We start from the raw sequence: 13,501 nt of genomic DNA, 5'->3' as shown, positions 1-13,501 counted from the left end.
ATGTCACAGAGCCACCAGCAGCCCGCCCTGCCGAAGTGCCCGGGCTGCGAGGAACCGCCGGCTGCGGGCGATCTGTTCTGCGGGGTGTGCGGCTACGACCTCTCGGCCGTTCCGGCGCGCCCCGACGACCGGCCCACGATGGCCATTACCGTGCCTCCGGCGGCTCCGGCGGCCGGTGCGGTGCGGTGGCCCGCCGCTGAGGAGACCGACAGCTCGGACGTGCCCGCGCCTGTGGTCCGTCCGGCGGACGTGCCCGGGACGGACTCGGGCGGCAGGCCCCTGACGGAGCCGGACGCGGTGTCCGGCCGGGGCGCGGGGTCGCCGCCCGAGCCGGTGCGGGCGGGCGGGCCGGAGGCCGCGGCCGTCCAGGTGCGCCACGACGACCGGGCGGACCCGGGCGGTGCGGAGGCCTCCGGCGACTTCGCGCTGGCCGCACCCGATCCCCGGGCGGCGGAGCACGCCGCCGCGCCCGCCGCCGCTCCCGCCCCCGGGGCGAAGGTCTGTGTGGCCTGCCGCTCCGGCCGGGTGGACCCCGACGGCTACTGCGAGAACTGCGGGCACGCCCAGCCCCGTGAGCGCGACCACATGGAACAGGAGCTCGACGCGGTGGCCGCCGTCAGCGACCGGGGCCTGCGCCACCACCGTAACGAGGACTCCTTCGCGGTGTCCTCCACCGCGCTGCCGGACGGCTCGCCCGCCGTCGTCGCGATCGTCTGCGACGGCGTCTCCTCGGCGAGCCGTCCCGACGAGGCCTCGGCCGCCGCGGCGAGCGCCGCCAACGAGGCGCTGCTGGAGTCCCTGCCGCGCGGTACACATCCGCAGACGGCGATGCACGAGGCGATCGTCGCCGCGTCCGAGGCGGTCAACGCCCTGGCGCAGGAACCGGCCGGGGCGAGGGAGCACGACGCTCACCGCCACCAGAACGCCCCGGCCTGCACCCTGGTCGGCGCGATCATGGCGGGCGGTCTGCTGATCGTCGGCTGGGTCGGCGACAGCAGGGTCTACTGGGTGCCGGAGGACCGGACCCGGCCGACCGCCCGGCTCACCGAGGACGACTCCTGGGCCGCACAGATGGTGGCGGCCGGCCTGATGAACGAGGCGGAGGCGTACGCGGACGAGCGCGCCCACGCCATCACGGGCTGGCTCGGCGCCGACGCGTACGAACTGGAGCCGCACACCGCCGCGTTCAAGCCGGACCGGCCCGGCCTGGTCGTCGTGTGCACGGACGGCCTGTGGAACTACGCGGAATCCGCCGAGGAGATGGCGGCCGCCGTCCCGGCCGACGCCCGGGAACAGCCGCTGCGCGCGGCCCGGATGCTCGTGGGGCACGCTCTCGACGGCGGGGGCCACGACAACGTAACAGTGGCGCTTCTGCCGTTCGCCGTACGGCCGCAGGGGGCAGGATCGGCCTGCGACACCGTTTGAGCCGGTTCTCCGTCCTTGCCCCGACCCCGTGTCAGCCGCTCGCGTCCCCCTCTTCGCCTGATCCCCTGTGGAGCCTCAAGGAGCCGACCAGATGGCCAACTTCTCCAAGTCGAACGTGCCGCAGTTCTCCGTCGAGGTGTACCAGAACGCGTTCCTGCCCGAGGGCGGTCGTGAGGTCAACGCGATCGTCACCGTGACCTCGACCGGCGGCGGCACCACCGGCGGCATACCGCTGGCGGGTTCGGCGCCGGCGCCCGCGCACGGGCCCGGACAGGGTCCCGACGCGGCCGTGGTGCTGATGGTCGACTGCTCGGGCTCGATGGACTACCCCCCGACGAAGATGCGCAACGCTCGCGACGCGACGGCGGCGGCCATCGACGCCCTGCGCGAGGGCACCCGGTTCGCGGTGGTCGCCGGGACGCATGTGGCCAAGGACGTCTATCCGGGCAACGGACGGCTCGCGGTCGCCGACCGGCAGACGAGGGCGCAGGCCAAGGAGGCCCTGCGGAAGCTGAGCGCGGGCGGGGGCACCGCGATCGGCACCTGGCTGCGGCTGGCCGACCGGCTGCTGGGCGCGGCCGAGGTGGACATCCGGCACGGCATCCTGCTGACCGACGGCCGCAACGAGCACGAGGCGCCCGAGGACCTGCGGGCGGCCCTGGACTCCTGTGCGGGCCGGTTCACCTGCGACGCCCGCGGAGTGGGCACCGACTGGGAGGTGAAGGAGGTCACCGGCATCGCCGCCGCCCTCCTCGGCACCGCCGACATCGTCGCCGACCCGGCGGGCCTGGCCGCGGACTTCACGCGGATGATGGAGAACGCCATGGGCAAGGAGGTCGCGGACGTGGCGCTGCGGCTCTGGACGCCGGTGGGGGTGGAGATCCGGTTCGTGAAGCAGGTCGCGCCGACCGTCGCGGACCTGACCGGGCGGCGGTCCGAGGCGGGCCCCCGGGCCGGGGACTACCCGACCGGCTCCTGGGGCGACGAGTCGCGGGACTACCACGTGTGCGTCCTGGTGCCGGAGGCCGGGATCGGCCAGGAGATGCTGGCCGCCCGGGTCTCACTGATCCTGCCCGACCCCTCGGGCGCGGGCGCCCCGCAGACGCTGTCGCAAGGGCTTGTACGGGCCGTGTGGACGGACGACATGGTGGCCTCGACCTCGATCAATCCGCAGGTCGCGCACTACACGGGTCAGGCGGAACTGGCACAAGTCATCCAGCAGGGCCTGGACGCGCGCAAGTCGGGCGACTTCGACGGCGCGACGGCGAAACTGGGCCGGGCGGTGCAGCTGGCGTCGGCGTCCGGGAACCAGGACACCGCGAAGCTGCTTTCGAAGGTGGTCGACGTCGTCGATGCCGCGACAGGTACTGTGCGACTGAAGGCGAAGGTTGCGGAAGCGGACGAGATGACCCTCGAAACGCGCTCCACCAAGACCGTTCGCGTCAAGAAGTAGCACGGCACGGTCATCGGACGACCGCCGGGCCGTGAGCACAGAGCAACCCTACGTATGCGTTGGGCAAGAACGCCCGCGAACGACAGCATGACGGCCTCCGGGGCCGGAAGAGGAGAGGGGGAAGCGCCGACATGCCGACCTGCCCGAACGGACACCAGTCGGGTTCCGAGGACTGGTGCGAGGTCTGCGGACACCGCATGGCCACCGGCGGTGCGCCCGCGGGCGCGGTGCCCCCGCCGCCTCCTCCGCCGCCGCCCGCGCCCGGTTACGGCTACCCGCAGCAGGGTTCCGGCGGCGGCCAGCCCACCATGCAGGCGGAGCTGTGCCCGCAGTGCCGCACGCCGCGTGAGGCGATGGCGCCGTACTGCGAGGAGTGCCGCTGGAACTTCCTCACCAACACGGCGACCTCCTACACCCCGCTGGCCCCGCAGCACGGCACACCCGGCGGACCTCCGCCCGGCCTCAACCTGCCGCCCGGATTCCAGGCACAGGGGCCCGGCTCCGGCGGACCCGGCGGACAGCCCGGTCCCGGTGGACCCGGTGGCCGGCCCGGCCCCGGCGGACCTGGCGCTCCCGGGGGCCAGGGCGGTCCGCCCGGTGCGCCCCAGCCGCGCGACCCGTTCGACTACCAGGGCTCGCGCCCCTCGCAGATGAACCGTCCCGCCGAGCCGCTCGCCCCCGAGCAGAACGGTCCGCACGGGAACGGCGGTCAGGGCGGGAACGGCGGTCCGCACGGGAACGGCGGTCAGGGCGGGCCTCCGTCGCAGGCGTTCCAGCAGGGCCCCCCGCCGCCGCCCTCGTTCCAGCAGGGCCCTCCGCCGCAACAGCAGTCCGGACCCTCGCCGTTCGAACCGCAGCAGTCGGCTCCCTCGGCACACTCGCCGTTCGAGTCCCAGCAGTCGGCTCCCTCGCCGTTCGAGCCCCAGCAGGCCTCGCCCTTCGCGCCGCCGCAACAGCAGCAGCAGTCGCCCGGGCCGACCGCTGGCGGGGATGACTGGCTGCTGCCGCCGCCCTCCCAGGCCCAGCAGCCCCATCAGTCGCAGCCACCGCAGGCGTTCCAGCGGCCCGCCCCCCACCAGGGCCAGGACCACGGACAGGGCCAGGGCCAGGGGTACGACCAGCAGGGCCTGCCGGGCCAGCAGGGGCACGGTCCGCAGCACGGCCAGGACCAGGGCTACGACCAGGGTCAGCAGCACGGCGGAGTGCCTGGTCAGGGCCGGCCTCAGCAGTCCACTTCCTGGACGGCCGTGATCGCTCCCGACCGCGCGTACTTCCTCGCGATGATGCAGCGCAGCGGCCCCGAGGCGACCGGGCTGAACCTGCCCGCGTACTCCCCGGAGCAGCGCCTTCCGCTCACCGGGAGCCAGATCACCATCGGGCGTCGCCGCCACAGCACCGGCGAGTCCCCCGACGTCGATCTGTCGGTGCCCCCGGAGGACCCGGGCGTCTCGCACCAGCACGCGGTGCTGGTGCAGCAGCCCGACGGCAGCTGGGCGGTCGTGGACCAGAACTCCACCAACGGCACCACGCTGAACGGCGCCGAGGACCCGATCCAGCCCTACGTCCCCGTACCGCTTCAGGACGGTGACCAGGTGCACGTCGGGGCGTGGACGACGATCACGGTGCGCCGGGAATAGCAGGACAGCCTTTTGGGCAGGACCGGTCGACGCGCGGTGCCTCACCCGGCGGCGAGCGGCCAGGTGTACGGGCCCTGCGGGTCGTCGAGCCAGGCCCACTGCCGGCCCTGGCCGACCGTGATGCCGTACCTCTCCCGCCGCGGGCGCCCCTCGCGCTCCCAGAGGGAGAGTGCCTCGTGCGGATCGAGAGTGCCCGCGGTCAGGGTCAGGAGGAACCGGAACAGGTCGTCCCCGGCGACCCGGCGCGGCAGCCCGCCCAGGTGCGGCAGCGCGCCGGGCCCCGGGAGCGCGCCGCGCAGCGGCACGAAGTACGCCGGGGTGTGCAGGAAGTGCCCCTCGGCGCGCGGGCCGTGCTCCGTCGCGCGGACCTGGAGCAGGACCAGGCCGGTGGCGAGCGGCGCGAGGACGCGCGCGCCCGGACGGCACTGTTCCGGCCAGGCCCCCGGCACGGATGGCAGGGTGCAGGTCGCGATGATCCGGTCGTACGGGGCGCGCTGCGGGCAGCCCCGTGCCCCGTCGCCGGTGACCACCGTCGGGTGGTACCCGGCCGCGGCGAGGTGGCGCCGGGCCGACTCCGTGATCTCCGGGTCCAGGTCGAGGCTGGTCACCGCGGAGTCGCCGAGCCGGTGGGCGAGGAGCGCCGCGTTGTAGCCGGGGCCGGTGCCGATCTCCAGGACCGTGTGTCCGTCCCGTAGGTCGAGGGCTTCGAGCATCAGGGCCATCAGGGACGGCTGGCTGGAGGACGAGACGAGTTCGCCGTCCTTGAGGCGGGTGGCCAGCGCCCCGTCCGCGTACACCCCGCGCAGCCAGCGGGAGCGCCGTTCGGGGTCGGGGTCCTCGCCCCAGAGGCGCTCGAAGCCCCGGATTCCGCGCACGTAGTAGAACGGCACGAACAGATGGCGGGGCACCTCGGCGAAGGCCGCGCGCCAGGCGGGGTCGTTGAGATCGCCCCGCGCGGCGATCTCCCGCACGAGGGCTTCCCGCGCCGCGTCGGCCTCGGCGTCGGGCGGGGAGGAGCCTTGCCGGTGTGCACCCATGTCTCCACTGTCCTGCGCCGGGGCCGTGCGGGCGAGCGGCCGAACGGGCTTTTCGGCCCTTGGTCCTAGGACCGCCGTCCTCGGACGGCGCGTCTGCGACCATGGACGGGTGACTGAGATTCCGCGCGACACGCTTCAGGAGCAGACCTTCTACGAGCAGGTCGGCGGCGAGGCGACCTTCCGCCGCCTGGTCCATCGCTTCTACGAGGGCGTGGCGGGCGACGAGCTGCTGCGGCCGATGTATCCGGAGGAGGACCTGGGGCCGGCCGAGGAGCGGTTCGCGCTGTTCCTGATGCAGTACTGGGGCGGCCCGCGCACCTACAGCGACCACCGGGGTCACCCGCGGCTGCGCATGCGGCACGCGCCGTTCCGGGTGGACCGGGCGGCGCACGACGCCTGGCTCGCCCATATGCGGGTCGCGCTGGATGAGCTGGGGCTCGCGCCCGAGCACGAGCGGCAGCTGTGGGACTACCTGACCTACGCGGCCGCCTCCATGGTCAACACCGCCGACTGATCGGCGCCAACAGCGGCAGCATCGGCTGATCGCCTGTGCACGATCTGTGACCGGGCAACTCCGGAAATCGGCACTCCATCCCCGCATAACGATCACGATCGCATCAAGGTGTACCTGCAAGCGGTTACCAGAACCCTTCGCCTCTGAAAGCATCACCGGTACGTCGGGGGGCGTGCGCACGCGGTGTTTCCGGGGCTGGGGGATCAGGTGACGGGTTTCGTCCTTCTGCGGGTGAGGGCTCATCGCCTCCTGCTGTCCGCGGCCGTCCTGGCCGTCCTGCTGACCACCTCCGTCCTGGCGGCGCTCACCGCGTTCTCAGGTTCCGTGGGCGACGCCGCCCTGCGCCACTCGCTCACCCATGGGTCGGCCGCATCCGCCGCCCTCGTCGTCGCCGCGTCCGTGGACCACGAACAGCGCGCGGAGGCCGACGCCGCCGTCCGCAAGGCCTCCCGCGACGCTTACGACGGGCTGCCCGTGACCGTGGGAAAGCTGGAGAGCTCGGGGTCGTACGCGCTGCCGCGGAGCCTCCAGGAGCCGGCCGCCCGGCGGGGCAAGGAGCCGGATCTCACCCACTTCGCCGCCCTCGACCCGAGCCGGGTGCGGATCACCGGGGGCAAGGCCCCCGCGGCCCCCGGCGGCGCGGGTCCCGTCCAGGTCGCGCTGCCCGTCGTCGCCGCCGAGGCGCTGAAGCTGAAGCCGGGCGCCCGGCTCACCATCACCGACCGGCTGCACGACAAGAAGCAGCGGGTTCTGGTCACCGGCGTCTACGAGGCCGCCGACCAGTCCGACCCGTACTGGCAGCTGGACCCGCTCGGCGGGCGCGGGGTGCGCAAGCTCGCGTTCACGACGTACGGCCCGCTGCTCACCGCTCCCTCGGTCCTCGCCTCCGGTGTGCTCGCCGAGGGCGAGACGTCCTGGCTGGCGTCCGCCGACTTCGCCGGGCTGACCACCGGCTCCATGGAGGGACTGCGCGAGGCGTCGGCCGGCGCCCCGAAGGCCCTGTCTGCCGCACCGGTGTTCGCCTCCGGGGTCACCGCGCGGACGTCGCTGCCCACCGTGCTCGACCAGCTCGACCGGGCGCTGCTGGTCTCCCGCTCCACGCTGATGATCGTCGCGGTGCAGCTGGTGCTGCTCGCCGCGTACGCCCTGCTGCTCGTGGCCCGGCTGCTGAACAGCGAGCGTGACGGGGAGCGCGAACTGCTGCGGGCCCGGGGCGGTTCGCGGGGCCGGATCACTTCGTTCGCCGCGATCGAGGCACTGTTGCTCGCCGTGCCCGCCGCAGTGGTCGCGCCCCTGCTCGCGGGCCCGCTGACCGGGCTGCTGGCCGAGCGCAGCGCCCTGGCCCGGATCGGGCTGAAGGTTCAGGAGGCCTCGACCGGCACCGTGTGGCTGGTCTCCGCGGCCGTCGCGCTGGCCTGCGCCCTGGCCGTGGTGGCTCCGTCCCTGACGGCCGGGGCGGGTGGGCGCAGGACCCGGGCCGCGTCGCTGCCCGGGCCGGTGCGGGCGGGCGCGGACCTCGGGCTGCTCCTGATCGCGGCGGTGGCGTACTGGCAGTTGGACCGGCAGTCCGGCAGCGGGGCGCTCAGCGGCGACCAGGCGGGCAACCTCGGGATCGACCCCCTGCTGGTCACCGCCCCCGCGCTGGCACTGCTCGCCGGGACCGTCCTCACGCTGCGCCTGCTGCCGCCCGCGGCGAAGCTCGCCGAGCGGCGCGCGGCCAAGGGCCGGGGGCTGCCCGCGGCCCTGGCGGGCTGGCAGTTCAGCCGGCGCCCGTTGCGCGGGGCGGGGCCGGTGCTGCTGCTGGTCCTGTCGGTCGCGATGGGCATGCTGGCGATCGGGCAGAGCGCCTCCTGGAATCGCTCGCAGTCCGACCAGGCGGACTTCGGCTCCGGCGCCTCGGTCCGGTTCGTGGGCGGGCACGGGAGCGGTCCGGCGACGGCAGGCTCGTACAGCGCCCTGGAGGGGGTGCGGCAGGCTGCCCCCGCCTACCGGGCCGACGTGGAGGTCTCCGGCGGGCGCACCGCGGAGGTCCTCGCCCTGGACACCGCGCACGCGGACGAACGGATGCTGATGCGCTCCGACCTCGCCGACGGGAGCCCGCGGGAGCTGTTCGGGGCCATCGCCCCGGAGCGGGCCCCGCGCCCCGGGCTCGTACTCCCCGAGGACAGCGCCCGGTTGAAGCTGAATCTGCGGATCACCACGGTGTCGAAGCCCGCCGGGGCCGACCTGGACCCGGATCCGCCGGTGGTCACCGTGCTCCTGGAGGACCGCTACGGTCTCCCCTACCGCGCCCTGGCCGGTCCGGTGCCGGTGGACGGCCGGCCGGTCCCGGTGTCCTTCCCGGTGTCGGCTGCGGGCGGTCTGGCCGTGATCGGCATCGAGGTGGACGCCGCCGCGCCGTCCGACTACGCGCGCGAGCACCGGGTCTCGGTGAGCGACGTGCGGGTGGTCGCCGGGTCGGGCGCCGAACGCCCGGTGCCGGCCCCCAAGTCGCTGCGCTGGGACGCGGCCATGACGCTCACCGAGTACGGCGAGGACCGGCCGGGCAAGCCGCCGGTGCGCAACGGCGCGTCGGGCCTGCCGGACTTCACGTACGACACCGGCGTGGACAACGAGGAGAACTGGGAGCCGACCAGCGGCACCCTGCGGGTCACCGCCGCCCGGCCGAAGGCCGCCGCGGTCAAGGCGGTCGTGACGGACGCCTATCTGAAGAGCACCAACGCGAAACTGGGCGACGAGATCGACGTCACCCTGGCCGGGAACACCGTCCGGGTGACCCTGGCGGAGGCGGTGCGCCGGCTGCCGACCACCGGGGCCGACGGGGCGTCCGGCGCCCCGGACCCGGTGGCGAGCGGCGGCGCGCTGCTGCTGGACCTCAAGGCCGTCACCGAGGTCCTGGCCCACCGGCCGACCGCCACGATCGAGGCGACCGAGTGGTGGCTGAGCGCCGCCCCGGGCGACGCCGCGAAGGTGGCGGCCGCCCTGCGCGCCCTGCCGGACACCGATCCGGCCCAGGTGCTGGTCCGGGCGGAGGCCGCCCAGCGACTGATGGACGATCCGCTGGGGGCGGGGCCGCAGTCGGCGCTGCCGGCCGTTGCGGTGGTCGCCGCCGCACTGGCGGCGGTCGGCTTCGCGGTCAGCGCCTCGGGGTCCCGGCGCGAACGCTCCGCCGAGCTGGGCGTGTTGCGGGCGCTCGGCGCGCCGCGCCGCCAGCTGGCCCGCATGATCGCCGCCGAACAGGGCGTGCTGATCGCGCTCGCCCTGCTCATCGGGCTCGGCATCGGCACGGTACTGACCCGGGCCGTCGTTCCGCTCATCGTGCTGACCGGACAGGCCGACCGGCCCGTTCCGGCGGTGCTGGTCGAGCTGCCCGCCGGGCAGGTCGTCGCGCTGCTGGCCGGGGTCGCCGCGCTGCCGCTCGTGATCGTCGCGTCGATGGCGCTCCGCCGCGGGGACCCGGCGGTCACACTGCGCCACCAGGGGGACCACTGACATGCGTCACAACAACCGGGCGGCCACCGCCCCGTGGATCCGTACCCGGCTGCGTACCGCGCCCGGTGCGGCGACGGCACTCGCGGTGCTGGTGCTGGTGACGGCGTTCCTCGCCGCGGCGTTCCCGCGGGCCGTGGACGCGTACGAGACGAAGGGGCTGCGCCACGACATCCGGACGGCGGACGCGAGCCGCGGCGTTCTGGAGGTCGCCCGCCCCCAGCCCGGTCTTGAACTGCCGCAGGGGCAGCGGGACGCCGAAGTGCGGAGCCCCGAGCTGGGGCGGGTCGGGGCCGGGCTCCTGAAGGCGCTGCCCGCACCGCTGCGCGCCGACCCGTCGTCGGTCGCGTACGGGGTGCGCACCACGAAGCCGGCCGTCGCGGACGAGCCCTGGCTGCCGAGGCCCGACGCGGTTCCGCCGAAGCTCTCCTACGCGGCGCAGTCGGGGCTGAAGGACCATGCCACCCTGGCCTCGGGCGCGTGGCCCACGACGCCGCGGGAGGTGACATCGGACTCCCGTGAGGTGCAGGGCGCGGTCACCGAGGAGACGGCGGCCGAGCTGAAGGTGAAGGTCGGCGCGACCGTCGAGCTGCTCACCGCGGCCCAGGAACCCATCACCGTGACGATCACCGGCATCGTGGCCCCGCGCGATCCGCGCGGCAGCTACTGGTCCGCCGATCCGCTGCTGCGCACCCCGTCCCTGGTGCCGGACCCGGAGGCCCCCTTCCCGGTGTACTACTGGACCGGCACCGTCCTGCTGGCCGAGGACGCCGGTCCCGCGCTCCTGAGCACGGCCGCCGAGCCGGTCCTCTACTGGCGGATCCCGCCCGACCCGTCCGGGCTGACCGGCCGCGACGGCGCCCGGCTGACGTCCGTCATCGCCTCGCTGGAGAGCGGCCCCGGGCTGCTGAAGGTGCGGGAGACCGCCGGGGAGACCGCGGTGTTCGCCACCGGACTCGGCCATATCGTGGAGGCCAACGCGCGGATGCGCGACGCGATCAGTCCCGTGATCGCGGTCGCCGCCCTCGGCATCGGCTCCGTGGCCGCCGTCGTGCTGCTGATGACGGGGGCCCTGATCGCCGCCCGCCGCCGCGGCGAACTGGCGCTGATGCGCTCACGCGGCGGATCGCTGCGCGGCATCGGCGGCCGGCTGCTGGCGGAGACCGCGGTGACCGTGCTGCCCGCGAGCGCGCTCGGGCTGCTGCTCGCGGTGCTGGCCGTGGGCGATGCCCGCTGGTGGCCGGGAGCGCTGGCGGCCGCCGGCGTCGGCCTCCTGGTCTGCGTCGCCCTGCCGCTGCGGACGACGCTCCAGCACATCCGGCCGATGCTGCACGGGGCCCGCGAGGACATGGTGAGCGCCCGGCCCTCGCGCCGGCGGACCGTGGCCGAACTGACCCTGCTCGTGCTGGCGGCCGGCGCGGTGACGGCGCTGCGCCGTCGCGGTACGTCGTCCGACAGCGGCACCGACCTGCTGGTCAGCGCCGCGCCGGTGCTGGTCGCGCTGATCGCGGCGCTGGTGCTGGTACGCCTCTATCCGCTGCCCCTGCGGCTCGCCACGCGCCCGATGGCCCGGCTGCGCGGGGCGATCGGCTTCCTCTCGCTGGCCCGCGCCGGCCGTTCCTCGGCCGGCGGGGCGCTGCCGCTACTGGCCCTGCTGCTGGCGCTGGCCACGGCGGCGTTCGGCGGCTCGGTGATCGCCGGCATCGGGGACGCGCGGGACGACGCGGCGCTGGCGGCCGTCGGCGCGGACGCCAGGGTCAGCGGCGTGAGCGAGCAGACGACGCTGCCCGACGAGCTGATCCGCACGGTGCGCGACCTGGACGGCGTACGGGGCGTGGCACCGCTGCGGATCGAGCACAGCGTGGCCCTGCCGGAGGCCGTGGCCGGTGACGGCGGAGCCAACGGGGGCGGTGCCGATACGGATACGAGTACGGGTACGGCTACAGGCAGCGGCAGCGGCGAGGACGTGGGGGCAGCGGCCATCGTCGGCGTCGATCCCGCCCGGTACGCCGAGCTGGCCCGCGCGACCGGGCTGCCGGCCTTCCCGGCCGCCCGGCTGAAGGCCACCGGCCCCTCGGCCCCCCTGCCCGAAGGCACGGAGGCCGGTCCGGACCGCGTCCTGCCGGCCATCGCCTCCCCGGCGGTGGCGGCCCGCCTGGGCAAGGAGCCGCAGGCGCTCGACACGCTGTCCGGCAACTTCAAGGTCCAGGTCGTGGGGACCACCCCGCGCGTCGCCTCGGTCTCCACCACGAACTTCCTGATCGTCAACTCCGCCGCCCTGGAGCAGCAGGCACCCACCACGCTGCTCCTCACCGGCGCACCGGATCCCGGGAAGCTGCACGCGGCGGTCGAAGGAAGCGGCAAGGAGTACGCCGCGCACCTCCGTTCCGAGGAGCGCGCGCGGTACGTGAACACCCCGATGCAGGCGGGGGCCGAGCGGATCTACCTCGCGGCCGTCGCGGCGGGCGCCGGGTACGCGCTGCTGGCCGTCCTGCTGTCGCTGCTCCAGACCGCGCCGGAGCGCAAGACGCTGCTGGCACGGCTGCGCACGATGGGGCTCACCACCGGGCAGGGCAGGCGGCTGCTGGCCTTCGAGGCGACGCCGCAGGCGCTGCTGGCGGCGGGCGGTGGACTGTTCACCGGCTGGGCGACCATCGCCCTGCTCTCCCCCGGCGTCGATCTGGTGCCGCTGGCGCTCGCGGGCGTCGCCGGATCGGACACGAGCCCCGTCCCCCTGCGCACCGACCTCTGGTCGCTGGGGCTGCCGGCCGCCGGGGTCGTGGCGCTCGCCGCCGCGGTCGCGGGCGTTCAGGCGTGGTGGGCGAGCCGCCGCGGATCGATCACCGAACTCAGGGCAGGAGACTCCCGATGACCTCGTCCACCGAGACGGACGGCACGGCCCGCGCGGCCGAAACGACGCTGGCGGAGCTGGAGCAGCGGGCCGCGGCCCGCCGGGACCGCCCTTCCTACGGGCACGACGCGCTGATCGCCTGCGACCGCGTGGTGCGGATCTTCACCACGGACGGGGTGGAGGTGCAGGCCCTCCAGGGCCTCGACCTGCTGGTCACCGAGGGCGAGTTGATGGCTCTGGTGGGGGCGTCGGGCAGCGGGAAGTCGACGCTGATGAACATCCTGGCGGGCCTGGACGTGCCGACGGCGGGGTCGGCGAAGGTCGCGGGCTGCGATCTGCTGTCGATGGGCCCGAAGGAGCGGCTGCGCTACCGTCGGGACGTGGTCGGGTTCGTCTGGCAGCAGACCGCCCGCAACCTTCTCCCGTATCTCACAGCGATCCAGAACATCACCCTGCCCATGCAGTTGCGCGGTGGCGGCAGCAAGCGCGAACGGGCCACCCGCGCCGAATCGTTGCTCACCATGCTCGACATCGCGGACTGCCGCGACCGGCGCCCCCAGCAGCTGTCCGGCGGGCAGCAGCAGCGGGTGGCCATCGCGGTGGCGCTGGCCAACTCCCCGTCCGTGCTGCTCGCGGACGAGCCGACCGGGGAGCTGGACTCGGCCACCGGGGAGCAGGTCTTCGCCGCGTTCCGTCGCGCCAACGAGGAGTTGGGGACCTCGATCGTGATCGTCACCCATGACCAGGCGGTCGCGAGCGAGGTGCGGCGTACGGTCGCCATCCGCGACGGCCGTACCTCGTCCGAGGTGCTGCGCCGCACGGAGGTGGACGCGGCGACGGGCCAGGAGTCGCAGGTGGCCCGGGAGTACGCGATGCTCGACCGGGCGGGGCGGCTCCAGCTGCCCGCGGACTACACGCAGACGCTGGGCATGGAACACCGGGTGCTGCTGGAGCTGGAGCAGGACCACATCGGCGTCTGGCCGGACGCACACGGGGCGGCCCCGGAGGAGCCGGGCAAGTAGGGCCGGTACTCACGGCGGCGACACGGGGTGCACCCGTTGCGTCGAGGGGCGCGGGGCCTACGGGTCAGCGGGC

General features: G+C 74.7%; 8 protein-coding genes. 7 read left to right on the top strand and 1 reads right to left on the bottom strand.

Annotation, left to right across the window (positions count from 1 at the left end):
- The 3 genes from AB0F29_RS06975 to AB0F29_RS06965 all read left to right on the top strand — a co-directional run bounded on the left by AB0F29_RS06975 (position 1) and on the right by AB0F29_RS06965 (position 4,515).
- Entirely contained in the window at positions 1-1,425 is a 1,425-nt protein-coding gene (locus tag AB0F29_RS06975) for a PP2C family serine/threonine-protein phosphatase (protein WP_361868229.1), read from the top strand.
- A gap of 91 nt (positions 1,426-1,516) precedes the next feature.
- Positions 1,517-2,878 (top strand): VWA domain-containing protein, encoded by a 1,362-nt coding sequence (locus tag AB0F29_RS06970; protein WP_361868226.1) that lies wholly within the window; start codon positions 1,517-1,519, stop codon positions 2,876-2,878.
- 131 nt (positions 2,879-3,009) lie between these two features.
- Entirely contained in the window at positions 3,010-4,515 is a 1,506-nt protein-coding gene (locus tag AB0F29_RS06965; RefSeq protein WP_361868223.1) for an FHA domain-containing protein, read from the top strand.
- Positions 4,516-4,556: 41 nt separating this feature from the next.
- On the opposite strand, the gene AB0F29_RS06960 is transcribed toward AB0F29_RS06965, so the two are convergent.
- Positions 4,557-5,552, bottom strand: a complete 996-nt coding sequence (locus AB0F29_RS06960; RefSeq protein WP_361868221.1) for a methyltransferase domain-containing protein — start codon at positions 5,550-5,552, stop codon at positions 4,557-4,559.
- A 109-nt stretch (positions 5,553-5,661) separates the two neighbouring features.
- Between AB0F29_RS06960 and AB0F29_RS06955 the strand changes: the two genes are divergently transcribed.
- The 4 genes from AB0F29_RS06955 to AB0F29_RS06940 all read left to right on the top strand — a co-directional run bounded on the left by AB0F29_RS06955 (position 5,662) and on the right by AB0F29_RS06940 (position 13,428).
- Positions 5,662-6,066 carry a globin gene (locus tag AB0F29_RS06955; protein WP_003969111.1) on the top strand — a complete coding sequence of 135 codons (405 nt, stop codon included), beginning with the start codon at positions 5,662-5,664 and terminating at the stop codon, positions 6,064-6,066.
- Positions 6,067-6,273: 207 nt separating this feature from the next.
- A complete protein-coding gene (locus AB0F29_RS06950) occupies positions 6,274-9,558 on the top strand; it encodes an FtsX-like permease family protein (RefSeq protein WP_361868219.1) in 3,285 nt (1,094 codons plus the stop codon).
- Between the two features lies 1 nt (position 9,559).
- On the top strand, positions 9,560-12,427 hold the full coding sequence (locus tag AB0F29_RS06945; RefSeq protein ID WP_361868217.1) for an ABC transporter permease: 2,868 nt from the start codon (positions 9,560-9,562) through the stop codon (positions 12,425-12,427).
- Positions 12,424-13,428, top strand: a complete 1,005-nt coding sequence (locus AB0F29_RS06940) for an ABC transporter ATP-binding protein (protein ID WP_361868214.1) — start codon at positions 12,424-12,426, stop codon at positions 13,426-13,428. Before AB0F29_RS06945 ends, AB0F29_RS06940 begins: the two co-directional genes overlap by 4 nt.
- Positions 13,429-13,501: the final 73 nt, after the last annotated feature.

Origin of the sequence: Streptomyces sp. NPDC026589 (genome assembly GCF_040638385.1) — a bacterium.
Classification (GTDB): domain Bacteria; phylum Actinomycetota; class Actinomycetes; order Streptomycetales; family Streptomycetaceae; genus Streptomyces.
The sequence above is the reverse complement of the archived record's forward strand: the minus strand, read 5'-3'. Positions and strand labels throughout refer to the sequence as shown.

What these genes read in the sequence shown, in the direction of transcription:
- AB0F29_RS06960 (WP_361868221.1), bottom strand. Translation starts at nt 5,552, where the DNA reads ATGGGTGCACACCGGCAAGGCTCCTCCCCGCCCGACGCCGAGGCCGAC.
- AB0F29_RS06940 (WP_361868214.1), top strand. Translation starts at nt 12,424, where the DNA reads ATGACCTCGTCCACCGAGACGGACGGCACGGCCCGCGCGGCCGAAACG.
- AB0F29_RS06975 (WP_361868229.1), top strand. Translation starts at nt 1, where the DNA reads ATGTCACAGAGCCACCAGCAGCCCGCCCTGCCGAAGTGCCCGGGCTGC.
- AB0F29_RS06970 (WP_361868226.1), top strand. Translation starts at nt 1,517, where the DNA reads ATGGCCAACTTCTCCAAGTCGAACGTGCCGCAGTTCTCCGTCGAGGTG.
- AB0F29_RS06965 (WP_361868223.1), top strand. Translation starts at nt 3,010, where the DNA reads ATGCCGACCTGCCCGAACGGACACCAGTCGGGTTCCGAGGACTGGTGC.
- AB0F29_RS06945 (WP_361868217.1), top strand. Translation starts at nt 9,560, where the DNA reads ATGCGTCACAACAACCGGGCGGCCACCGCCCCGTGGATCCGTACCCGG.